The sequence below is a fragment of the Massilia niastensis DSM 21313 genome (assembly GCF_000382345.1).
Classification (GTDB): Bacteria; Pseudomonadota; Gammaproteobacteria; order Burkholderiales; family Burkholderiaceae_D; genus Telluria; species Telluria niastensis.
Genome location: NZ_KB908116.1, coordinates 20123 through 43592 on the forward strand (window position 1 = coordinate 20123; position 23470 = coordinate 43592).

Annotated in this window: 19 protein-coding genes and 1 pseudogene; 16 read left to right on the forward strand and 4 right to left on the reverse strand. The window is 66.5% G+C overall.

Translation table 11 applies throughout. From position 1 onward, the window contains the following. Position 1 precedes the first annotated feature (1 nt). The 14 genes from hisG (at position 2) to tatC (ending at position 9665) form a co-directional block, all read left to right on the forward strand. Positions 2-670 (forward strand): ATP phosphoribosyltransferase, encoded by a 669-nt coding sequence (gene hisG / locus H162_RS0120820; protein WP_020655431.1) that lies wholly within the window; start codon positions 2-4, stop codon positions 668-670. 3 nt (positions 671-673) lie between these two features. Continuing rightward, positions 674-1993, forward strand: a complete 1320-nt coding sequence (gene hisD, locus H162_RS0120825; protein ID WP_020655432.1) for a histidinol dehydrogenase — start codon at positions 674-676, stop codon at positions 1991-1993. Beyond that, positions 1990-2814 carry a DNA-methyltransferase gene (locus H162_RS0120830; RefSeq protein ID WP_020655433.1) on the forward strand — a complete coding sequence of 275 codons (825 nt, stop codon included), beginning with the start codon at positions 1990-1992 and terminating at the stop codon, positions 2812-2814. The genes hisD and H162_RS0120830 overlap by 4 nt, the downstream gene beginning before the upstream one ends. Then, positions 2811-3899: a histidinol-phosphate transaminase gene (gene hisC / locus H162_RS0120835; RefSeq protein ID WP_020655434.1), complete on the forward strand. Its 1089-nt coding sequence runs from the start codon at positions 2811-2813 to the stop codon at positions 3897-3899. The genes H162_RS0120830 and hisC overlap by 4 nt, the downstream gene beginning before the upstream one ends. Before the next feature lie 42 nt (positions 3900-3941). Continuing rightward, complete coding sequence (gene hisB, locus H162_RS0120840) at positions 3942-4532, forward strand: imidazoleglycerol-phosphate dehydratase HisB (RefSeq protein WP_020655435.1); 591 nt, start codon at positions 3942-3944, stop codon at positions 4530-4532. Between the two features lie 12 nt (positions 4533-4544). After that, complete coding sequence (gene hisH, locus H162_RS0120845) at positions 4545-5186, forward strand: imidazole glycerol phosphate synthase subunit HisH (RefSeq protein WP_020655436.1); 642 nt, start codon at positions 4545-4547, stop codon at positions 5184-5186. 28 nt (positions 5187-5214) lie between these two features. Then, on the forward strand, positions 5215-5991 hold the full coding sequence (gene hisA / locus H162_RS0120850) for a 1-(5-phosphoribosyl)-5-[(5-phosphoribosylamino)methylideneamino]imidazole-4-carboxamide isomerase (protein ID WP_020655437.1): 777 nt from the start codon (positions 5215-5217) through the stop codon (positions 5989-5991). A 5-nt stretch (positions 5992-5996) separates the two neighbouring features. After that, on the forward strand, positions 5997-6758 hold the full coding sequence (gene hisF / locus H162_RS0120855; RefSeq protein ID WP_020655438.1) for an imidazole glycerol phosphate synthase subunit HisF: 762 nt from the start codon (positions 5997-5999) through the stop codon (positions 6756-6758). Between the two features lie 10 nt (positions 6759-6768). Then, positions 6769-7179 carry a phosphoribosyl-AMP cyclohydrolase gene (hisI, locus tag H162_RS0120860; protein WP_020655439.1) on the forward strand — a complete coding sequence of 137 codons (411 nt, stop codon included), beginning with the start codon at positions 6769-6771 and terminating at the stop codon, positions 7177-7179. Continuing rightward, a complete protein-coding gene (locus tag H162_RS0120865) occupies positions 7176-7517 on the forward strand; it encodes a phosphoribosyl-ATP diphosphatase (protein WP_020655440.1) in 342 nt (113 codons plus the stop codon). The genes hisI and H162_RS0120865 overlap by 4 nt, the downstream gene beginning before the upstream one ends. 142 nt (positions 7518-7659) lie before the next feature. Beyond that, complete coding sequence (locus tag H162_RS0120870) at positions 7660-8034, forward strand: histidine triad nucleotide-binding protein (protein ID WP_020655441.1); 375 nt, start codon at positions 7660-7662, stop codon at positions 8032-8034. Between the two features lie 105 nt (positions 8035-8139). Beyond that, positions 8140-8391, forward strand: coding sequence for a Sec-independent protein translocase subunit TatA (gene tatA, locus H162_RS0120875; RefSeq protein ID WP_020655442.1), 252 nt, complete (start codon positions 8140-8142; stop codon positions 8389-8391). A 12-nt stretch (positions 8392-8403) separates the two neighbouring features. Next, complete coding sequence (gene tatB / locus H162_RS0120880) at positions 8404-8913, forward strand: Sec-independent protein translocase protein TatB (RefSeq protein WP_020655443.1); 510 nt, start codon at positions 8404-8406, stop codon at positions 8911-8913. After that, positions 8910-9665, forward strand: coding sequence for a twin-arginine translocase subunit TatC (tatC, locus tag H162_RS0120885; protein ID WP_020655444.1), 756 nt, complete (start codon positions 8910-8912; stop codon positions 9663-9665). The genes tatB and tatC overlap by 4 nt, the downstream gene beginning before the upstream one ends. A gap of 41 nt (positions 9666-9706) precedes the next feature. Here the strand turns inward: tatC and H162_RS34780 are convergent. From H162_RS34780 to H162_RS0120905, 4 genes and pseudogenes are all read right to left on the reverse strand, one after another. Continuing rightward, a pseudogene (locus H162_RS34780) lies at positions 9707-10639 on the reverse strand (rhamnogalacturonan endolyase family protein); the annotation flags it as partial. Positions 10640-11173: 534 nt separating this feature from the next. Continuing rightward, complete coding sequence (locus H162_RS0120895; protein WP_020655447.1) at positions 11174-13078, reverse strand: DUF885 domain-containing protein; 1905 nt, start codon at positions 13076-13078, stop codon at positions 11174-11176. A gap of 461 nt (positions 13079-13539) precedes the next feature. Continuing rightward, on the reverse strand, positions 13540-17673 hold the full coding sequence (locus H162_RS0120900; RefSeq protein ID WP_020655448.1) for a DEAD/DEAH box helicase: 4134 nt from the start codon (positions 17671-17673) through the stop codon (positions 13540-13542). Beyond that, positions 17670-19607 (reverse strand): S9 family peptidase, encoded by a 1938-nt coding sequence (locus H162_RS0120905; protein WP_020655449.1) that lies wholly within the window; start codon positions 19605-19607, stop codon positions 17670-17672. Before H162_RS0120905 ends, H162_RS0120900 begins: the two co-directional genes overlap by 4 nt. A 90-nt stretch (positions 19608-19697) precedes the next feature. Between H162_RS0120905 and hemE the strand changes: the two genes are divergently transcribed. After that, positions 19698-20780 (forward strand): uroporphyrinogen decarboxylase, encoded by a 1083-nt coding sequence (gene hemE / locus H162_RS0120910; RefSeq protein ID WP_020655450.1) that lies wholly within the window; start codon positions 19698-19700, stop codon positions 20778-20780. Positions 20781-21328: 548 nt separating this feature from the next. Next, positions 21329-23338, forward strand: a complete 2010-nt coding sequence (locus tag H162_RS0120915; RefSeq protein WP_026354897.1) for a primosomal protein N' — start codon at positions 21329-21331, stop codon at positions 23336-23338. Positions 23339-23470: the final 132 nt, after the last annotated feature.

Genomic DNA, 23470 nt, shown 5'->3' on the forward strand with positions numbered 1-23470 from the left:
TATGAGTAAAACCGCCGGTGAACCCCAGCTGATCCTGGCCCTGTCCAAGGGCCGCATCTTCGAGGACACCATGCCGCTGCTGGCGGCGGCGGGCATCGAGGTGCTCGAGAACCCGGAAACCTCGCGCAAGCTGATCCTGCCGACCAACGATCCGGGCGTGCGCGTCCTGATCGTGCGCGCCAGCGACGTGCCGACCTATGTCCAGCATGGCGCCGCCGACTTCGGCGTGGCCGGCAAGGACGTGCTGCTCGAGCATGGGGGCGAAGGCCTGTACCAGCCGATCGACCTGTGCATCGCGCAGTGCCGCATGTCGGTGGCGGTGAACGCCGGCTTCGACTACGAGACCGCGGTGCGCCAGGGCGCGCGCCTGCGCGTGGCGACCAAGTTCGTCAACACCGCGCGCGAGCACTTCGCCGCCAAGGGCGTGCACGTCGACCTGATCAAGCTGTACGGCTCGATGGAGCTGGCGCCGCTGGTCGGGCTGTCGGACGCGATCGTCGACGTGGTCTCGACCGGCGGCACCCTGCGCGCCAACAACCTGGTCGAAGTCGAAAAGATCATGGACATTTCCTCGCGCCTGGTCGTCAACCAGGCCGCGCTCAAGCTCAAGCGCGAGCGCCTGCAACCGATCCTCGCAGCGTTCGAACGCGCTTCCAAACTTCAAGGCTGAACCATGGCAGTACAGATCCGCAAGCTCGATTCCACCGCTCCCGACTTCAAGGCCACCCTGGATGCGCTGCTCGCCTTCGAGGCGGAGACCGACGACGCCATCGAATCGGCGGTCGCCAGGATCCTGGCTGACGTGAAGAAGCGCGGCGACGCCGCCGTGCTCGAATACACCAACCGCTTCGACCGCATCCCGGGCGGCGCCGCGTCGATGGCCGCCTTCGACATCGGGCAGGCCGAACTGGACGAGGCGCTGGCCTCGCTGCCGGAAGCCCAGCGCGCCGCGCTGCGCACCGCCGCCGAGCGCATCCGCGTGTTCCACGAGCGCCAGAAGCAGGAACTGAACGGCTTCAGCTTCACCGAGCCTGACGGCACGCTGCTGGGCCAGCGCGTCACCCCGCTGGACCGCGTCGGCATCTACGTCCCGGGCGGCAAGGCCGCCTATCCGTCCTCGGTGCTGATGAATGCGATTCCGGCGCAGGTGGCGGGCGTGAAGGACATCGTCATGGTGGTGCCGACCCCCGACGGCGTGAAGAACCGGATGGTGCTGGCCGCCGCCGCGATCGCCGGCGTGACGCGCGTGATCACCATCGGCGGCGCCCAGGCCGTGGCCGCGCTGGCCTACGGCACCGAAACCATTCCCCCGGTCGACAAGATCGTCGGCCCCGGCAACGCCTATGTCGCCTCGGCCAAGCGCCGCGTGTTCGGCACGGTCGGCATCGACATGATCGCCGGTCCTTCCGAGATCCTGGTGCTGTGCGACGGCTCGACCGACCCGGACTGGGTGGCGATGGACCTGTTCTCGCAGGCCGAGCACGACGAGCTGGCCCAGGCCATCCTGCTGTGCCCGGACGCGGACTACATCGCCAGGGTCGAAGAGAGCATCCACAGGCTGCTGCCGACCATGCCGCGCCATGCGACGATCACCACCTCGCTGACCGACCGCGGCGCGCTGGTGAAGGTGCGCGACATGGAAGAAGCTTGCGAGATCGCCAACGCGATCGCGGCCGAGCACCTGGAAATCTCCGCCGCAGAGCCTTTGCTGTGGGCCGACAAGATCCGCCACGCGGGCGCCATGTTCCTCGGCCGCTTCTCGTCCGAATCGCTGGGCGACTACTGCTGCGGCCCGAACCACGTGCTGCCGACCTCGCGCACCGCGCGTTTCTCGTCGCCGCTGGGCGTGTACGACTTCCAGAAGCGCTCGTCGGTGATCATGGTGAGCGAGGCCGGCGCCCGGACGCTGGGCAAGGTTGCGGCCGAACTGGCCTACGGCGAAGGCTTGCAGGCCCACGCAAGGAGCGCGGAGCTGCGCCTCGAGAAGTCATGACCGGCTGGGTCAACCAGGTATTCTGCGAGGATGCGCTGGCAGGTATGGCGCGCATTCCGGACGGGTCGATCGACCTGATCCTGACCGACCCGCCTTATAACCTTGGCAAGGACTACGGCAACGCCTCCGACCAGCAGAGCGTCGAGGCCTACCTGGCCTGGACCGAGCAGTGGATCGATGCCGCCCTGCCCAAGCTGAAAGCCAACGGCAGCCTGTACGTGTTCCTGACCTGGCGCTTCGCGCCGGAGATCTTCGTGATGCTGAAGAAGCGCATGACGATGATGAACGAGATCATCTGGGACCGCCGCGTGCCCTCGATGGGCGGCAGCGTGCGCAGTTACAGCTCGGTGCACGACACCATCGGTTTCTTCGTGAACCGCAAGGATTACTACTTCGACCTGGATGCGGTGCGCATCCCGTACGACGCCGAAACCAAGAAGGCGCGCTCGCGTTCGATATTCGTGGGGGCGAAATGGCTCGAAGTCGGCTACAATCCCAAGGATGTGTGGAGCGTATCCCGTCTCCACCGCGAGCATCCGGAACGGGCAGACCACCCGACCCAGAAGCCGCTCGAAATCATCGAGCGCATGCTCAAGGCCTCCTGTCCACCGGATGGGATCGTGCTTGACCCCTTCATGGGCAGCGGCACCACGGCGATCGCGGCCAAACGCCTCGGTCGCCGCTTCACAGGCTTCGAACTGAATCCCGCCTACTGCGACATCATCCAGGAGCGCCTTGCCGCGCCCGAGGTGCCTGTCGTGGGAAGCAAGAAACGTAAGGCGGCCGCGAAGACCGCCGTCACCACCGAAGGAACGCCATGACCTCCATCGACAAGCTGGTCGAGAACACCATCCGCGCCGACGTCCGCGAGATCGGCAGCTACCACGTGCCCGACGCGACCGGCTACATCAAGCTCGACGCGATGGAGAATCCGTACGAGCTGCCCGAGGAACTGCGCCGCGAACTGGGTGCGCGCCTGGCCGATGCGGCGCTGAACCGTTATCCGGTGCCGTCCTACGCCACCCTGAAGGGGAAGATCTGCGCCAGCCTGGGCGTGCCGGGCGGTTACGACGTCCTGCTCGGCAACGGCTCGGACGAGCTGATTGCCATCATGGCAACCGCGATCGCGCACCAGGACCGGCGCGCCGTGGTCATGGCCCCGGTGCCGGCCTTCGTGATGTTCTCGCGTTCGGCCCAGTTCGCGGGCGCGGATTTCGTCGGCGTGCCCTTGAAGGAAGACTTCTCGCTCGACCGCGAGGCGATGCTGGCCGCGATCGCCGAGCACAAGCCGTCGCTGGTGTTCCTGGCCTACCCGAACAACCCGACCGGCAACCTGTTCGACGCCGCCGACATCGAAGCCGTCATCCGCGCGCTGGGCGACACCGGCATCGCGGTGGTGGACGAGGCCTACCAGCCGTTCGCGCGCACCAGCTTCATGGGCCGCCTGCCGGAATTCCCGAACCTGGTCGTGATGCGCACCCTGTCCAAGCTCGGCCTGGCCGGCATCCGCCTGGGCTACCTGTCCGGCGCCGCGGCCCTGCTGGAGCAGTTCGAGAAGGTGCGCCCGCCGTACAACGTGAACGTGCTGACCCAGGTGGCGGCCGAATTCGCGCTCGACCATATCGACGTGCTCGACCGCCAGGCGGAACAGCTCAACGCCGAGCGCACCCGCCTGGCCGCCGAGCTCGGCAAGCTGCCCGGCGTCGAAGTCTTCCCTTCGAGCGCCAATTTCATCTCGCTGCGCGTCCCGGACGCCGAGAAGACTTGCGCCCGCCTCCATTCGGAGAGGGTGCTGATCAAAAATTTGAGTAAAATGCATAAGATGCTGACGAATTGCATCCGTGTCACGATCAGCACTCCGGACGAGAACACCCAATTCCTGACAGCCCTGAAAGCGTCCCTGTAACCGTCCTTCCCCACGGGGAGGACGACTGACGAGCATCCCGCAATGACACGCACCGCCGAAATCACGCGCAACACCAACGAGACGCAGATCCGCGTCGCGATCAACCTCGACGGCACCGGCCGCCAGAAGCTCAATACCGGCGTCCCCTTCCTCGACCATATGCTCGACCAGATCGCGCGCCACGGCATGTTCGACCTCGAAGTCGAAGCCGTCGGCGACCTGCATATCGACGCCCACCATACCGTCGAGGACACCGGCATCACCCTCGGCATGGCGGTCGCGAAGGCGATCGGCGACAAGAAGGGCATCCGCCGCTACGGCCATGCCTATGTGCCGCTGGACGAAGCGCTGTCGCGCGTGGTCATCGATTTCTCGGGCCGCCCGGGGCTGGAACTGCACGTTCCCTTCACGCGCGCCATGATCGGCACCTTCGACGTCGACCTGACCGGAGAATTCTTCCGCGGCTTCGTGAACCACGCCGGCGTGACCCTGCACATCGATAACCTGCGCGGCGTGAACGCGCACCACCAGTGCGAAACCGTGTTCAAGGCCTTCGGCCGCGCCCTGCGCATGGCCACCGAGCTCGACGAGCGCGCCGCCGGCATCATCCCCTCGACCAAAGGCAGCCTGTAAGCGGCGGACATCATGACGAACAAGATTGTTGTGGTGGACGGGCTCGGCAACCTGCGCTCGGTCGCGCAGGCCTTGCGCGCCGCCGCGCCCGAAGCCGAGGTGATCGTGTCGAGCAGCGCGGCCGACATCGACCGCGCCGACCGCATCGTGCTGCCCGGCCAGGGCGCCATGCGCGACTGCATGACCAGCCTGCGCGAATCCGGCGCCGAGGAAGCGCTGCTGCGCGCCGTGAAGACCCGCCCGGTGATGGGCGTGTGCGTGGGCGAGCAGATGCTGTTCGAGTCCAGCGAAGAAAACGAGGGGACGCCCGGCCTGGGCTTGCTGCCCGGCAAAGTCGTGCGTTTCCAGCTCGACGGCAAGCTGCAGGCGGACGGTTCGCGCTTCAAGGTGCCCCAGATGGGCTGGAACCGCGTGCGCCAGGTCCGTCCCCACGCCCTGTGGGAAGGCGTCGCGGACGGCAGCTATTTCTATTTCGTGCACAGTTATTACGCGGCGCCCGGCGAAGCGGGCGACGTGATCGGCGAGACCGACTACGGCGGGCCGTATTGCTGCGCCGTCGCGCGCGACAACCTCGTCGCCACCCAGTTCCACCCGGAGAAAAGCGCGGCCGCCGGGCTGCGCCTGTACCGCAATTTCATCCACTGGAATCCCTGATCCACCCGTCAACCTTACGACAACGACCATGCTGCTGATCCCCGCCATCGACCTGAAAGACGGTCACTGCGTTCGCCTGAAACAGGGCGATATGGACCTTGCCACCGTGTTTTCCGAAGATCCCGCCGACATGGCGCTGCATTGGCTCAAGAAGGGCGCGCGCCGGCTGCACCTGGTCGATCTGAACGGAGCATTCGCGGGCAAGCCGAAGAACGAAGAAGCGATCAAATCGATCCTCACCGCGGTGCAGGATTACGCCGAAGAGAACGGCATCGACGAGATCCCGGTCCAGCTGGGCGGCGGCGTCCGCGACCTCGACACCATCGAGCGCTACCTGGACGCCGGCATCAGCTACATCATCGTCGGCACCGCCGCGGTGAAGAACCCCGGCTTCCTGCACGATGCCTGCGGCGCCTTCCCGGGCCACATCATCGTCGGCCTGGACGCCAAGGACGGCAAGGTCGCCACCGACGGCTGGAGCAAGATGTCGGGCCACGAAGTCATCGACCTGGCCAAGAAATTCGAAGGCTATGGCGTCGAATCGATCATCTACACCGACATCGGCCGCGACGGCATGATGGGCGGCGTGAACATCGACGCCACCGTCAAGCTGGCCCAGGCCGTGCGCATCCCGATCATCGCATCGGGCGGCGTGCACAACCTGGCCGACGTGGAAGCGCTGTGCGCGGTGCAGGACGAAGGCATCGAAGGCGTGATCTGCGGCCGATCCATCTACGAAGGCACGCTCGACCTGGCATCGGCCCAGGAACGCGCCGACGAACTGACCGAGGGCGCCGACGCCTAAGCTTTATGCTCGCAAAACGCATCATTCCCTGCCTCGACGTGACCGGCGGCCGTGTGGTCAAGGGCGTCAACTTCACCGAGCTGCGCGACGCCGGCGACCCGGTCGAGATCGCGCGCCGCTACGACGGGCAGGGCGCCGACGAGATCACCTTCCTCGACATCACCGCCTCGAGCGACGGCCGCGACCTGATCCTGCCGATCATCGAGGCCGTGGCCTCGACCGTGTTCATCCCGCTCACCGTCGGTGGCGGCGTGCGCAAGGTCGAGGACGTGCGCCGCCTGCTCAATGCCGGCGCCGACAAGGTCAGCATGAACACCTCGGCGGTCACCAATCCGCAGCTGGTGTTCGACGCCTCGCAGAAGCACGGTTCGCAGTGCATCGTGGTCGCGATCGACGCCAAGCAGGTCGCGCCCGGCAAGTGGGAAGTCTTCACCCACGGCGGACGCAACCCGACCGGCCTCGACGCGGTCGAGTGGGCGCGCAAGATGGAAAGCCTGGGCGCCGGTGAGTTGCTGCTCACTTCCATGGACCGCGACGGCACCAAGGTCGGCTTCGACCTGGGCCTGACCCGCGCCGTGTCGGATGCGGTCGGCATCCCGGTGATCGCCTCGGGCGGCGTCGGCGGCCTGCAGGACCTGGCCGACGGCGTGCTGAAGGGCCATGCCGACGCCGTGCTGGCGGCCAGCATCTTCCATTACGGGCAGCATACGGTCGGCGAAGCCAAGCGCTTCATGGCCGAACGCGGTATCCCGATGCGCCTGGACTGAAGGAAGCGACATGGCAATCAAGTGGCTCAACAAGATCAAATGGGACGAGCACGGCCTGGTGCCCGTCATCGCCCAGGAAGCGGGCAGCGGCGACATCCTGATGTTCGCCTGGATGAACCGCGACGCCCTGGCCCGCACCGTCGAGCTGGGCGAGGCGGTGTACTGGAGCCGTTCGCGCAAGAAGCTGTGGCACAAGGGCGAGGAATCCGGCCACACCCAGAAGGTGCTGGAAATCCGCCTCGACTGCGACGAGGACGTCGTGCTGCTCAAGATCGAGCAGGCCGGCGGCATCGCCTGCCATACCGGGCGCCATTCCTGCTTCTTCCAGAAATTCGACGGCGCCGACTGGCGGAGCGTCGAACCGGTGCTGCAGGACCCCGCCACCATCTATTCCGCCCCCAAAGCAAAGAAGACCCCATGAGCCTTACCCTGGCCCGCCTGGCGGCCGTGATCGAATCGCGCAAGCCGGAAAACGGCGGCGACCCCGCCACCTCCTATGTGGCCAAGCTGTTCACCAAGGGCGACGACGCCATCCTCAAGAAGATCGGCGAGGAAGCCACCGAGACCGTGCTGGCCGCCAAGGACGCGCGCGTCTCGGGCGACAGCGCCAAGGTCCTCTACGAATGCGCCGACCTGTGGTTCCACTCGATGGTCATGCTGGCCAGCTTCGGCCTGAGCCCGCAACAGGTGCTCGACGAGCTGGCGCGCCGCGAAGGCCTGTCCGGCCTCGAAGAAAAAGCGTCGAGAAAAGACGAGTAAGCGCCTACTTACTCCACTTCTGGCACCTTCCGGTGTCATAATCGGGGCAGGATCGTCACACCGGTGTCATGAGGCACGGGTAGGATGCATGGGTTTCCTGGGCTGGGCGCCTGTGGAACGGTGTAATACATCTGGAGAGAAGATGGATAACTGCATTTTTTGCAAGATTGCCGCCAAGCAGATTCCGGCCAGCGTAGTCTATGAAGATGACGAGGTGCTGGCGTTCAAGGACATCAATCCGGCCGCTCCGGTACACCTGCTGGTGATCCCGAAGCAGCACGTGGCCACCTTGTCCGACTGCACCGAGGAACACACCGCGCTGCTGGGCAAGATGCTGGCCCTGGTGCCGAAGCTTGCCGCTGAGCATGGTATTGCGGTTAAGACCGGTCCGGACGGCAGCCGCAGCGGCGGCTTCAAGACCCTGATCAACAGCGGTCCGGACGGCGGCCAGGAAGTCCATCACCTGCATCTCCACATGTACGGCGGCCCGCGTCCGTGGCGCGGCCTGCACGTATAAGTATTGCATTACATGTTACAAGGGGGCAGTATGCCTCCGCATCGCATATACTGCGATATACGTTTCCCGATTTACAGGCGGTAGTCGCCTTGCTAGGAGAAAAATATGGGTTCGATGAGTATTTGGCACTGGGTCATTGTCCTGGTCGTCGTCATGCTGATTTTTGGCACCAAGAAGATCGGCAATATCGGCTCCGATCTCGGCAAAGCCGTCAAGGGTTTCAAGGATGGCGTGAAGGGCGATGAAGACAAGGCGAACGCGAATGCGAACGCCAGCGCGAACGCGGCCCAGCCGCCGCAGCAGGTCGCCGACAAGACGACCATCGACGTGGAAGCCCGCGACAAGACCCGTTCGTAATCCCCGGGTCCCATGATCGATCTCGGACTGTCGAAACTGGCGATCATCGGCGTGGTCGCGCTGATCGTGATCGGCCCTGAAAAGCTGCCGAAGGTGGCGCGCATGGCCGGGACGCTCTATGGGCGGGCGCAGCGCTACCTGCACGACGTCAAGTCCGAAGTCAGCCGCGAGATCGAGCTGGACGAGCTGCGCAACCTGCACAAGGAAGTGCAGGACAGTGCGCAATCGTTCAAGGACGAGGTCGAGCACAGCGTGTCCAGCCATGTCGACGAGGTCGAGGCATTGTGGGACGGCCGCGCCGCCCACGATACCGACGTGACGGCGCCGGCGCCGGCGACGCCGGCCGACATCGACCGCAAGGCGCGCGACTTCCGCCGCAAGAAGCTGGTGCGCACCTCGGCCGTGCCGGCCTGGTACAAGAACCGCCATGGCACCAGGAGCCATGTGATTTCGGGCGCCGCCCGCGTACGCAAGTTCCGTCCGTCTTCCGGCGCCACCTCTTCCAAATCGTTCTTCCGATGACTGAACCAGCCGCAGGCGAAGAAACCTTCATTTCCCACCTGGTCGAATTGCGTGACCGCCTGGTCAAGGCCTCGATCGGGATCGCGCTCGCCTGCGCGGCGCTGATGCTGTGGCCGGGGCCGTCGGAGATCTACGACCTGCTGGCCGCGCCGATGATCGCCTCGCTGCCGCCCGGCTCGAAGATGATCGCGACCGGCGTGATTTCCCCCTTCCTGGTGCCGATGAAGGTGACCCTGCTGCTGGCCTTCATCGTGGCGCTGCCCTGGGTGTTCTACCAGCTCTGGGCCTTCGTCGCGCCCGGCCTGTACGCGCACGAGAAGCGCCTGGTGCTGCCGCTGGTGATCTCGTCCTCGGTGCTGTTCATCGCCGGCGTGGCGTTCTGCTATTTCTTCGTGTTCGGGCGGGTGTTCCACTTCATCGGCGAATTCGCGCCGGACTCGATCGCGGTGACGCCGGATATCGAAAACTACCTCGACTTCGTGATGTCGATGTGCCTGGCCTTCGGCGCGGCCTTCGAAGTGCCGGTGGTGGTGGTGATCCTGGTCCGCATGGGCATCGTCAGCATCGAGAAGCTGCGCGCGGTGCGTTCGTACGTGATCGTGGGCGCCTTCGTGATCGCGGCCATCGTGACGCCGCCGGACGTGGTCAGCCAGCTGGCGCTGGCGATTCCGATGTGCCTGCTCTACGAGCTGGGCCTGCTGGTGGCGCCGATGTTTGCGCGGGTAACCAGGGCGCCGGAAGAAACGGCCTGACGAATGACAGAGGTCATGCGCAAGCATGGCCCCTGATGCATTCAAGGACAGTTACCGATGATGTAATACCGCGCGGCCGTCTGCGCCAGCGTGCTCGTATAGAACGTGTTGTAGAGCCCCATATTCTGGTTCGACCCATTCGCCAGTGCATAGCCTCCACTGTGATGCGCCCGCCCTGCCTGCACGTGCGCGTAATTGCTAGCCGTGGTCGCCGTGCACACGAAGCCTGAGGTCGTGCTTCCGCTCACCGCATTCGACAACACGCTTTCCACGCCGTTGGCCAGCGCCGAGACCTGGTAGCTGTAGCTGGTCGCCGCCGCCAGCCCGGTATCGGTGAAGGCGGTCGCCGTCAACGCGCCGGCATTCACCTTCGCTCCGTTGCGATACAGGTTGTACCCGGTCGCCCCGCTCGCCGCATTCCAGGACAGCGCAATGCTGCTGGCCGTGGCCGCGCCCACCGCCAGGCCGGCGGGCGGCTGCAGCGCCGGCGCCGCGCCGACCAGGAACTGGCCGATGTGTCAGGCCGCCGAGACCTGCCCGGTGCTGCCGGTGGCGGTGACCGCGCCCGTGTAGTAGCCGTCGGCTCGGCCGGTATACGCCTTGCTGAAGCCGGCCCCGCTGCCCGCAGCCGCATCGTTCACCAGCGAAGGACCGTTCAGCACCACCTTGTAGCCGCCGATGGACCCTGAAGGATCGTTCGCCGCTCCGTTCACCGTCACGGTCGACCCGGACACGCTGGCGCTGCACGAGCTCATGGTGGGCGGTGCCGCGCGCGCCACGCGCGGGGTGTTGTTGAACCAGAAATCCATCACGAAGGCCGGGTAGTTGACCTTGGCCGAGCTGACGTAGTTGCTGTTCTGGCCACCGGCGCAGGCCGGCCACGCATGGCCCATGCCGCTCACCGTGATCTCGGAAGTGCGCAGCTTGCCGTTCGCGTCGGTATGGGGAATGTTGCTACCGCTGCCAGGCACGCTGGCGGTCGTGCCCTGGGTGAAGCTGCCGCCATAGACCTGGCGCATGGCCGCCGCATCCAGCGGACCGTAGCCCTGGGCCACCGTGAAATCGCTGCTGCCCCAGATCACGCTCGCGACCTGGGTCTGGTTCGCGCTTCAGGTGCCCGGCCCGGCCTGAACCTGGGCAGCCGCCTGCGTCCAGGGCGCCAGCAGCGCCAGGCAGGCAGCGGCGGTCCGTCGTGTGTTTTACGAGGAATGCCATTCAAAGCCTCCGTTCTTTGCGTGGAAGGACTGCTGAACCGGACGTACGGGCGTGGCAGGGCACGCCGCGCAGGTCCGGCTTCGATGACAAACAGAAAAAGACTGCGGGCCGCGCGTTCGCTAGGACGGCGGCGAAGAAGAAGCCGGGTGCATGGGATGTCTCCGGCTGATGGTGTCGTGACCCGTGGGTCCGAATCCATTGTAGACCTGGAGATATTGCGTACAAGCGAGCGTGCGAGCACGCCGCTTGTGCGATTTTGCACAGCGGGTTTGCTGTGCAGGATCAAACCATGCTTACTGCATCAGCTCCGAGATCATCTTCACCGGCGCGTTGCCGTAGCTGAGGAACTGGTCGTGGAATTCCTTCAGGTTGAAGCGCTCGCCCAGCTGCTGCTTGCGGCGTTCGCGCAATTCCACGATCTGCTCGTAGCCGCTGAAGTAGCTGGTCAGCTGCACCGAGGTCAGGCTCACGCGGCGCCATTTTTCGTCGGCTTCCTGGCGCGTCTGGAAGGCCTGGCGGGTCAGCAGGTCGATCGCCTCGGCCTGCTGCATGCCCAGCACGTGCACGCCGTAGTCGAGGATGGTGTTGGTCACGCTGCGCAGGTTCCACTTCGAGTACATCAGCCACATCTCGGGCGCGTTGCCGCCATAGCCCGATTCCAGCATCATGCGCTCGCCGTACACGGCCCAGCCCTCGACCATCGCGCCATTCCCGAACAGCGACTTGATCAGCGAAGGCGAGCGGTTCGCGTACACCAGCTGCGCGTAGTGGCCCGGGATCGCCTCGTGGATGTTGAGGATCTGGAGGATCCACTCGTTGTACTCGCGCAGGCTGCTCTCGGCCTGTTCCGGCGTCAGGCTGTCCAGCGGGGTGACGTTGTAGTAGGTCTTGTCCTTCGGACGATAAGGGCCGGGCGCGTCGATGCTGGCGCCGGCCACGCCGCGCTGGTACATCGGGGTCTCGCGCACTTCGAGCGGCTTGTCGGCGTCGAGGGTCAGCAGGTTATGCTTCGTCACCCATTCGTGCAGCATGGGGATCTGGCGGCGGATCTCGGGGAGGAAGTTCTCGCGCGCGACGTGGCGCGCCGACAGCTTGTCGATCATCATGCCGATCTTCTGGAAGCGGTCGTTCGGCTTGGCCACGCCGGCCATGTAGCGCGGCCAGAGTTCGTCCGAGATCGTGTCCATGCGCGCGAGCAGCTCCGCGCGCGTGGCCAGCGCCTTGCGGTAGGTCTGCTCGGCGCTGCTGGAGGACTGGATCTCGAGCGCGAACTTCTGTTCGTACATCTCCTTCCCGGTGCGGAACGGGCGTGCGCCCCTGGACGCCACCAGGCTCTTGTCGAGCTGGGTCAGGAAGTCGACATAGCCCAGCACCGCGCTGCCGGCGTTGGCGATGCGCTGCGCGAAGATCGCTTTCTCCTGCGCCGTCAGGATCGATTCCTGGGCCGCCTGGCCGAGGTCGGCCAGCACGGCGAGCGTACCCGGCGCCTGGGTGATCGCCAGCCGGGTGTGTTCGAGGGTCGGGGTGGTGATCGATGCCTGCGCGGCCTGGTAGAACTCGGGCACGTTGGCCAGGCGCCTGAGGATGGTGCGCAGGCGCTGCGGCTTGGCCGCGTAGTCGGTGTTCAGGACCAGGTCGAGCGGCTGGGCCACGTTGTACAGCGCCGGATTCCATTCGAATTCGCGCCAGGTGGTGAGGTTCCAGCGCTCCTTCTCCAGCTTGTTGACCAGCAGGGCCAGGTCGGTGCGTTGGCGTGCCGAGAGCTGTTTCGTATCGAGCTTGCTGAACTTGTCCAGCCACTCGGTGTAGAAGGCCAGCTTCTTCGCGCGGGTGGCGGCGTCGGGAATGGTCAGGCTGGCGGCCTGGTCGAACTTGCCGACATAGATGCCGCCTTCCGGATCGATGCGCCACAGCGCGGTCAGGAACTGCATGCTCATCGTGTCCATGCGGCGGTCGAGACGGCGCTCGGCGGGGCCGGCCGGCGGCGCCGCAGCCACCGCGGTCGCGGCGACGGCGGTAGCGGCGGCAGCCGCCGCGGCCTTCTTCACGGGCGCCTTCCTGCGCTTGTCGGCGGCCTTCGACTTGACCACCTTGGTGGCCTTCGCCTTGCCCTTGGCAGGCTTGGAAGTCCTGGCGCTGGCCGGCGCCAGTGCGAAACACGCCAGCAGCACCGCCAGCGCGATTTTCGTTTTCATCATCGTATTCGGCCCTGTAACAACAAAAGAAAGGTCGGGACGCCCCGGAGCGCAGGCTGCCGTGCGGCGCGTGCAGATTAGCACCATTCACACCGCTTGCGGGCGGCGGAAACATTCCGACATGTAACGCAGAGCCCCGCATGATCACACGGAAGAGCTGGCGTTTGCAACGCGACAGGACGAGCCCAAGCGTCCAACGTCATTTTTTCAAGCATTCAGGGTCAGGTCTGTCATTCGGACATAGACGCACAACCCTTGCGAAATCTCAAAACGACTTTGAATATGCTGGGATGGTTTTCCTGTTCGATGTCATCGTCGTGCGTCGCAGGACAGAGCGATCAGATCCTCCCATGAACGGGCCACTTAACGCATCGGGGATAAACAAACCAGCGTTTTGAGCTAAATCAAAGGTGCTCGATCGGTGTCCGAATGACAGACCTGACCCTGAATGGAAACGGTAGAGGTCATTTTTGCAAGCCCTGGCGCAGCATGGCCAGCATGGCTTCGGGCGACATGCGCGCCGCCATCTCGGTCCCTTCGAGCAGGCTGTCGGCCAGGTCGCGCTTGTGGTGGTGCAGGTCGACGATGCCTTCCTCGATGGTGCCGTGCGCGACCAGGCGGTAGATGGTCACGGGGCGCTGCTGGCCCATGCGGTGGGCGCGGTCCGAGGCCTGGTCCTCGACCGCCGGGTTCCACCACGGGTCCATGTGGATCACGTAGTCGGCCGCGGTGAGGTTGATGCCGACCCCGCCCGCCTTCAGGCTGATCAGGAACAGCTCCCCTTCGCCCCGCTGGAAGGCGTCGACGCGGCGCTGGCGCTCCTGGATCGGGGTGCTGCCGTCCAGGTACTGGTAGGGCACGCCGCGCCCGTCGAGGTAGTTGCGGATCAGGGTCAGGTGGTCGACGAACTGGCTGAACACCAGCGCCTTGTGGCGGTTCTCGAGCAGGTCGTCGAGCAGGCGCGCGAAGGCATTCAGCTTGCTGCTGGCGATGCCGGCGCCCGGGGCCACCAGCTCCGGATTGCAGACCGCGCGGCGCAGCCGCATCATCTCGGCCAGGATCGCGATCGATTTCTGGTTCTCGGGCGCTTCCAGCGCGGCCAGCCTGTCGAGTGCCTCGCGGCGCAGCGATTCGTACAGCGCGGTTTCTTCCTGGGTGAGTTCGACCGGCAGCACGATCTCGGTGCGCGGCGGCAGCTCGGACAGCACCTGGGTCTTGGTGCGGCGCAGGATGAAAGGCTGGACCAGGCGCCGCAGCCGGGTGCGCGCGCCGGCTTCGGCGCGCTTGTCCTGCGCCTTCTCGATCGGGCCGGCAAAGCGCAGCTGGAACTGGTCGGCCGTGCCCAGCAGGCCCGGATTGATGAAGCGGAACAGGTTCCACAGCTCGCCCAGGTGGTTTTCCAGCGGCGTGCCGGTGGCCGCCATGCGGAAGTCGCCCTGCAGCGCCATCACGGCCTGCGAGCGCTTGGTGTGCATGTTCTTGACCGCCTGCGCCTCGTCGAGCACGATGCTGTGCCAGCGCTTCCTGGCGAACTGCGGCGCTTCCAGCTGCAGCAGGCCATAGCTGGCCACGACCACGTCGAACGGACCGGCTTCCTCGAGCAGGGCGGCGCGGTCGCCCGGGCCGAACAGCTTCAGGTTCAGGGTCGGCGCGAAGCGCGCCGCTTCCGCGATCCAGTTCAGGCACACCGAGGTCGGCGCGATCACCAGCGCCGGGCCGTTCGGCGCGCGCGTCAGCAGCAGCGCCAGCGCCTGCAGGGTTTTGCCCAGGCCCATGTCGTCGGCCAGGCAGGCGCCCACGCCCCAGTGGGCCAGCCGCGCCAGCCATTCGAAGCCTTCGCGCTGGTAGTCGCGCAGCTCGGCCTGAAGGGTGGTCGGCACGGTCGGCACGAAGGCCGCACTGTCTTCCATGCGCTTCAGGTGCTTGCGCCAGGCGGCATCCGCATCGACTTCACCGGCCTCGCGCGCCAGTTCGTCGAGCGCGAAGCTGGCCAGCGCATGCATGCGCACGCCGTCGCCCTGGACCTCGCCATACGAGTAGAGTTCGGCCAGGCGCCGGTGCAGCTCGTCGCTCAGGGCCAGGTATTCGTTGTCGCCCAGCGCCACGAAGCGGTTGCCGCCTTCGCGCAGGCGCGCCAGGATGGTGCGCAGGTCGAGCACGCGACCCTCGTCGATGACGATTTCGCCACTGGCCTCGAACCAGTCGCGGTCGCGCCGGATCTGTACGCGTAGCGACTTGCTGCTGGCGCGCTTCGCCACCCGGAATTTCTCGCCTTCCGGCCAGGCCACCATCACGCTCGCAGGATCGAGCGCGCGCAGCTGGTCGACCAGTTCCAGGCAGTGCAAGGGCGTAGCGAGCAGCCATTCGCCGTGGTCCAGCTCCGCATGCTCGAACGCCTGGCAGGCGCCGATCAACTGGCGCTCGGCTTCGCGCTCGGCGTTCAGATCGCGCCGCGCCTCGGTGCGGATGCCGTTCACATCGGCGATCACATTCCCGGCGCCTTCGCCGGGCGTGTAATAGGCGCCGGCGTCGGGCAGGGGGCGGATCAGCAGTTGCATGCGCAAGCCCTGCTGGTAGGGCCGCAGGTGCACGTGAATGCGCGGATCGGCGGCCACCGGTTCGATGTCGGTAGGGCTGGCGCCGATGTCCGACTGCACCGTGACGATCGAGGAAATCGCGCTGATTGCGCGCAGCACGCGGCGCTCGGCCGACAGCGGTACTTCGAGGCCCTCGCCGAGGATGGCGGCGATGCGCCGGTGTTCTTCCTTGACCTGCACCAGGCGCAAACGGGTCGGCGTTTCGCGGCTGACGATCACGTCGCCATCCTGCTCGCCTACCGGCGGCTGCAAGGTGATCATGACCTGGCCGGCGCGCGCCTTCACCAGCAGCTCGGGTTCGCCCGGCAGCAGCTCGACCCGGGTACCGGGCGAATCCATCCAGAACAGCAGCGGATGGCCGACCAGGGCCGCCAGCGCCTTGTCCAGCTCGAACTCGAAACGCACGCTGCTGCTGCCATAGTAGCGGCGGCCGGCGATCGCGTTCACCGCCTGCAAGTCCTGGGCGGTCAGGTAATCCAGTTCCGGGCCTTCCTCGGCCAGCCGTTTCAGGCCGACCGCGCGTCCGCGCGTCCAGCCGCCCTGGGCGTCGCGCTTCTGCTCGCGCGGCTCGACTTCCTGCACGCCCAGCGTCGGGTCGTAGCGGATCATCCACACCAGGCGCGATTCGCGCACCACCTCGGTATTCACGGCCGGCTGCAGATTGATCAGGGCATTGAGCTGGCGTTCCCAGGCTTCCTCGCGCTCGAACCAGTGGGTCAGGTCGGCGAAGCGGTGCCGGCGCCGCAGCTCGCCGGCGCGCTGCTCGTGGCCGACGTAGCCGAGCTGGCCCAGCAGCCCGGCCAGCTGGGCCGAGAAGAAATCGAAACCGGCGCGCTCGGACTGTTCCAGCATCTCCTCGAGCTGGGGCTTTTTCCCCGCGAGTTGCGGCAGGCCGAGCCAGTGGTGCATCAGGGCGCGGAACAGGAAGGGTTCCAGCGCCATCTCCCAGTTGCGCGAGGCCAGCACCTCGGTGTTCACGGTGCCGCGCCGGATTTCGCTCAGCATGCCGAGCTGGAACCAGACCGCGTTGTCGGGGCGCTGCACCGCACGCGTGGCGATATCGAGCCAGGCATCGGCCAGCTTCTGGTGGGCCGGTTGCTTGCTGCGCAACAGGGCCGTGAGGTACAGGTGGGCGCCGGTGCCTTCGAAGATCGCCTTGCGCTTGCCGGTCTCGCGGCGCAGAAGCTTGAGGGCCTGCTCGACGCCGGTCAGGCCGGCATCGGCATCGTCGCGTAACAAGGCGATGACGCTGCGCAGGAACAGCCCCGGCGAATCGCTCACCTCGGCCAGCAGGGCAAGTGCGTCGTCGAGCCGGCCGCACAGGAGGTAGTGTTCGGACAGGGCGATACGCAGCGAGGTCGACGGATCGCCTCGCGCCGCATGCCGTTCAGCAGCCGCGCGGAGAGCGGGCGCACTGTCCGGTTCGCGCTGGGCGTGGGCGATGAGCGTGGCCAGCACGCCGTCGCGCAATCCCGGATGGATGCGGTTGACGAGGGCCGGATCGAAGGGGCGCGCGCAGACATCGACCAGCGGATGCAGGTAGCTGGCTTCGTGGCAGCGCAGGCAGGCCGCCAGCAGCGGCGTGACGATGGACGCGTCTTCTCCCGTCAGCAGCGCGATGCGCAACAGCGCCAGTCCCTGGCGGTAGCTGCGCAGCATCAGGTTTCCCTGCCAGTCGGTGCGCACCGGTGTCACCATGCCGTAGACGGTAGCGACGCCCGCGAACACGCCGCGGTCGAGCGCATCGTCCATGACCGGCCAGGCTGCCTCGGGCGCGATGATCACGCCGCGCCCGGTCACGTCCCTGATCAGGCCAGCGGCGCGCAGGCGGTCCAGTTCCGCGGCCCATTGCTCGGGCGGCAAGGGGACACCGGCCGCCATCATGTGTTCGAGGATACGCTGGCGTCCCATCGGCTCGCCGGCAATCGCCAGCAGGATCAAGATCACACGCTCTTCGCCAGTGCAGGCCGCCAGGCGGACGGGCAGGTCGGCTGGGGTCATGCCCCTCCCAGGTTGTCGATCGCGACCTGCGGCAGGCCGGCCGGCACCGGCACGCCGAACACGCGCAGGTAGAACACCAGCTCCGCTTCCAGGGTCTGGACCACGCTCTCGGCCTTGCGGAAGCCATGGCCTTCGCCCTCCAGGGTGATGTAGGCGACCGGCAGCTTGCGCGCGCGCAGCGCCTCGACCATGCTCTCCGACTGCTGCGGCGGCACCACCTTGTCGTCCAGGCCCTGGAAGAAGATCATCGGGTGGCGCAGCCTGTCGGTGTGGTGGATCGGCGAGCGTTCGCGGTACACCGCTTGCGCGCGCTCGGGCGGGGCGATCAGGTACTGGTTGTAGTGCGATTCGAACTTGTGCGAATCGGCGTCCAGGCCCGCCAGGTCGGACACGCCGTAGTAGCAGGCGCCGGCCTTGAACACGTCGTGGAAGGCGAGGGCGCACAGGGTGGTCAGGCCGCCCGCGCTGCTGCCGCGGATCAGCAGGCGGTCCGGGTCGACCAGTCCCTGTCCGGCCAGGTGGCGCGCGCCGGCCACGCAATCCTCGACATCGACCACGCCCCACTGGCCCTTGAGCAGGTCGCGGTAGGCGCGCCCGAAGCCGGTGCTGCCGCCGTAGTTCACGTCCAGCACGGCGAAGCCGCGGCTGGTCCAGAACTGGGTGGCCAGCTTGAGCGTGCTGGCCGCCATGCCGGTCGGGCCGCCGTGGCCGATCACGATCAGGGGCGGCAGTTCGCCATGCGGCGCCGCGAAGTCCGCATTGCAGGGCGGGTAGTAGAAGGCGTGGGCCGTCCGGCCGCTGGCGCTCGGATAGCTGATGCTGAGCGGGACCGACAGGTAGCCCTCCTCGGGCAGCTGTTCGATCGAACGCGCCAGCACTTCGCGGCTGCCATCCAGCAGGTCGATGCGCGCCAGTTCGAGCGCGATGGTGGGAGCGCCGGCCAGCACCGCCACCGAGTCGCCGGCCACGCGCAGTTCGCGGATTTCCTGGTAGGGCGAGGCGACCTGGGTCAGTTGGCCGTCGCGCGCCAGGCGCGCCAGCCGGCTGACGCCCGCCTCGATGTAGGCGCAGACGATCTCGCCGTCGGGGCGGAAGCCGTACAGCGAGCCGCCGAAGCTCCAGTGCGGGCCGCCGAACTCCGCTGCGCGCGGGCACAGCGCGTGCACCACGCCATGGTCGTAGCGGTACAGGTTCCACCAGCCGCTGCGGTCCGACACGAAGTGCAGCTCGCCCTGCGGCGACCATTCCGGCTGGCAGATCGATTCCTGCGGGCCGCCGGCGATCAGCCGGCCATCCACCAGGGTGCCGTCTTCGGCGATCTCGGCCAGCCACAGCTCGGTGCCTTCCCAGGGCATGCGCGGGTGGTCCCAGCTCAGCCAGGCCAGCTGGCGCCCGCTTGGGGACAGGCGCGGCGCGGCATAGAAGTCGTTGCCTTCCATGAGCACGGTCTCGGCGCCGTCGAAGCCGATCGCGCAGATGGTGTTGTCGGGGTAGGCGGCGCCGCTCGTGTGGTCTTCGCGCACGCCGACCAGGCGCCGGCGCCGGGTATCGGCCACGAAGTCGGCGTAGCGGCGCGCGCCCTCGGCGGTCACCGGCGCCGGCTGGCCATCCGGGCCCACGCGGTAGATGCGGTTGTCGCCGTAGTGCGAGAACCATGCCGCGCCGTCCGCGACCGCATAGGCGCCGCCGCCGTATTCGTGCACGCGGCTGCGCACGTTGAACGGGGCCGGGGTCAGTTCGCGCTGCGCCGCGCCGTCGCGCCGGACCAGGGTGGTGCGCCCGGCTTCGCTGGCGCGGCCTTCCAGCCAATACAATTCGCCACAATCGAGCGCCAGCTGGGACAGCGGCGTGGCGCCGGCGGCCACCACTGCGGCGCTGATGGGAGAGGTCCAGGCGCCGCAGGGCGCGAGTAGTTTGCTCTTGGCAACGGTCATGGCGCATTCCTTCTTTGGGTGGATTGGCATTATAAGTGTGCACCGGGGGATGCGATAATAGAGGTTTTCCCTTCGTCCGGATTGCCTGCCATGCCACAATTTGCCCCGCTCCAGAACGACACCTTCCTGCGTGCGCTGCTGCGCCAGCCGACCGACTACACCCCGGTGTGGCTGATGCGCCAGGCAGGGCGCTACCTGCCGGAATACCGCGCCACGCGCGAGCGCGCCGGCTCGTTCCTGGGCCTGGCCAAGAATCCGGACTTCGCCACCGAAGTCACCCTGCAGCCGATCGACCGCTACCCGCTGGACGCCTCGATCCTGTTCTCGGACATCCTGACCGTGCCGGACGCGATGGGCCTGGGGCTGTACTTCGCCGACGGCGAGGGCCCGAAGTTCGAGCGCCCGCTGCGCACCGAGGAGCAGGTGAAGGCGCTGGTAGTGCCTGATATGGACTCCCTCGACTATGTCTTCAAGGCCGTGACCCAGATCCGCACCGCCCTGAACGGCCGCGTGCCGCTGATCGGCTTCTCGGGCAGCCCCTGGACCCTGGCCTGCTACATGGTCGAAGGCGGCGGCTCGCGTGAATTCCACACCATCAAGAAGATGCTGTACCAGCGCCCGGACCTGATGCACCGCATCCTGGACATCAACGCGCAAGCCGTCGTGCAATACCTGAACGCCCAGATCGATGCCGGCGCCCAGGCCGTGATGATCTTCGATTCCTGGGGCGGGGCGCTGGCCGACGGCGCCTACCAGGAATTCTCGCTGCGTACCATGCAGAAAGTGCTGGATGGCCTGCAGCGCGAAAAGGACGGCGTGCGCATCCCGGCGATCGTGTTCACCAAGGGCGGCGGCATCTGGCTGGACGAGATGGCCGGCATCGGCGCCGACGCGCTGGGCCTGGACTGGACCGTCAACCTGGGCCGCGCCCGTGCCCTGGTGGGCGACCGCGTGGCCCTGCAGGGCAACCTCGATCCGGCGATCCTGTTCGCCAATCCGGAGCAGATCCGCGCCGAAGTCGAACGCTCGCTGGGCGCCTACGGCGTCCCCTCCGCCGGCCATGGCCATGTGTTCAACCTGGGCCACGGCATCTCGCAATTCACCCCGCCGGAATCGGTCAGCGCCATGGTCGAGGCTGTGCACAGCTTCAGCCGCAAGCAGCGCGCAGCCTGAGTCGTTCTCCCCTTTGCCGGTGCGCTGGAGTGCACCGGCAAATACAAAACCCCTACTTGTTCACAACTTCGCCAAAACGCTCAAAAAATTCTGTGGACATCTTTAGGGCCGGGCGAAAAGTGCAAGTCGATGATTCATAAGCGTTTTTTGCATGTCATCCAGGGCGCGTGCCGGTCCGGCCACAAGCTTGTCCCACGGAATACGTTGAATTTCGCGCCCTTGTTCACAAAGTTATCAACAGATACCGAAACGATGGGGAAAAATGCTTCGTTTACCGGCACTTAGCCGCGATCCTTAAGTAAAGCCTTCAGTTTTTGACGCAGCGCAGCGAGTTTTCCCAAACAAAACACCTACTTATGCACAACAACGCCATTCCAGCCCGGGTTGTTAACAGGTCTGGAAGCCATTGTGTAAGTACTTGAATTAAAAGGGAAAAATAAAGTTGAATTTAAGTATTTTCAGTTTCGACTTGATCTAACGTAAACCTTTAACAGGGTCAAGTCCCACGCTATTCACAAAGTTTTCCACAGTTTTGCACAGGGCCCAGATTGGCATATTGCATCCTCGAGGTGGTGCTCGACACCCCGCTCAACAGCAGCTTCGATTACCGCTGGCCCTGCCAGCCGGGCGAAGAGCCGCAGGCCGGCCAACTGGTGCTGCTGCCGTTCGCGCGGCGCGAGGTGATCGGCCTGATCGTTGCCATCAAGCACGATACCGAGGTGCCGCCGGAAAAGCTCAAGGATGCGCTGGACGTGCGCAGCCAGCTGTCGCCGCTGCCGGAGCGCTGGATCGCGCTGGCGCGTTTTGCCGCCGAGTACTACCAGCGCCCGGTGGGCGAGGTGGCGCTGCCCGGGCTGCCGAAGAACCTGCGCGTGCCCAAGACCGTGGCGCTCGACCGCGCGCTGAAGAAGCTCGCCAGGCTCGATCCCGTGCAGGACGCCACCGCCACCGGCATGCCCGTGCTGAACCCCGCCCAGCAGGAGGCCGCCGCCGCCATCGGCCAGGCCGAGGGCTTCACGCCGCTGCTGCTGTACGGCGTGACCGGCAGCGGCAAGACCGAGGTGTACCTGCAGGCCTGCGCCCAGGTGCTGGCGCGCGATCCGTCCGCCCAGATCCTGGTCATGGTCCCCGAGATCAACCTGACGCCCCAGCTGGAGGGCAACATCAGCGCGCGCTTCCCGGGCGTCATGCTGGCCACCCTGCACAGCAGCCTGTCGGAGGGCGAGCGCATGCTGCACTGGCTGGCCGCGCACCAGGGCCAGGCGCGCATCATCCTCGGCACCCGGCTGGCGATCCTGGCCTCGCTGCCGAACCTGAAGCTGATCGTCATCGACGAGGAGCACGACCCTTCGTACAAGCAGCAGGAAGGCCTGCGCTATTCGGCGCGCGACCTGGCCGTGTGGCGCGCGCGCCAGCTCGGCATCCCGATCGTGCTCGGTTCGGCCACGCCCTCGCTGGAGAGCTGGCACCATGCGCAGTCCGGGCGCTACCGCAGGCTGGAGCTGCGCGAGCGCGCGGTGCGCGACGCCGTGCTGCCCGGCGTGCGCCTGATCGACACCGAACGCGACCGCCCGCGCGACGGCCTCACCGGCGAGCTGCTGAAGGCCCTGCGCCAGCGCCTCGAGCGCGGCGAACAGTCGCTGCTGTTCCTGAACCGGCGCGGCTATGCCCCGGTGATCTCCTGCGACGCCTGCGGCTGGATCAGCAACTGCACCCGCTGCACCGCCTTCATGGTGCTGCACAAGCCGGAGAACCGGCTGCGCTGCCACCACTGCAGCCTGGAGCTGCGCATCCCGCGCCACTGCCCGACCTGCGGCAACGTCGACCTGCAGCCGCTGGGACGCGGCACCCAGCGCGTCGAGGAAGGCTTGCAGGCCATGTTCCCCGAGGCGAGGGTGCTGCGCATCGACGCCGACTCCACGCGCCGCAAGGGCAGCGCCCAGGCCGCGTTCGAGACCGTGCACCGGGGCGAAGTCGATATCCTGGTCGGCACCCAGATGGTCGCCAAGGGACACGACTTCAAGAACCTGACCCTGGTCGGCATCCTGAACCCCGATACCGCGCTGTTCTCGCAGGACTACCGCGCCAGCGAGCGCCTGTTCGCGCAGCTGATGCAGGTGGCGGGACGCGCCGGCCGCGCCGGCGGCGCCGTGTCCGAAGTGCTGGTCCAGACCCGCTACGCCAGCCATCCGCTGTACGGCGCCGTGATGCGCCACGACTACGAGCGCTTCGCCGGCAGCCTGCTCGACGAACGCCGCGAGGCCGGCCTGCCGCCCTTCATGTACCAGGCCCTGCTGCGTGCGGAAGCGCGTGAGCTGCCGATCGCGATCGAGTTCCTGGAACAGGCGCGCGACTGCCTGCCGGCGGGTGGCATTCTTGTCAACGATCCGATCCCGATGACGATGACGCGGGTGCATAATGTCGACCGGGCCCAGTTGCTGGTGGAGTCTGCGTCGCGCCCCGCGCTGCAGGCCTTCCTGCGCGAATGGGTGGAGCTGCTGCGGGCGATGAAGTCGCGCGTCAAATGGTCGCTGGAAGTCGATCCTCTCGACATTTAGTAGGGTGGGCGGGTTTCCCGCCCACGCGTTCGGCCAGCGCAGGCCTGGACGATGCGCACCATGTAGTTGAACGCGTGGGGGACATCAGTCCAGTGGACTGATGTCCGAGCCGCCCACCCTATCAATGGCGCG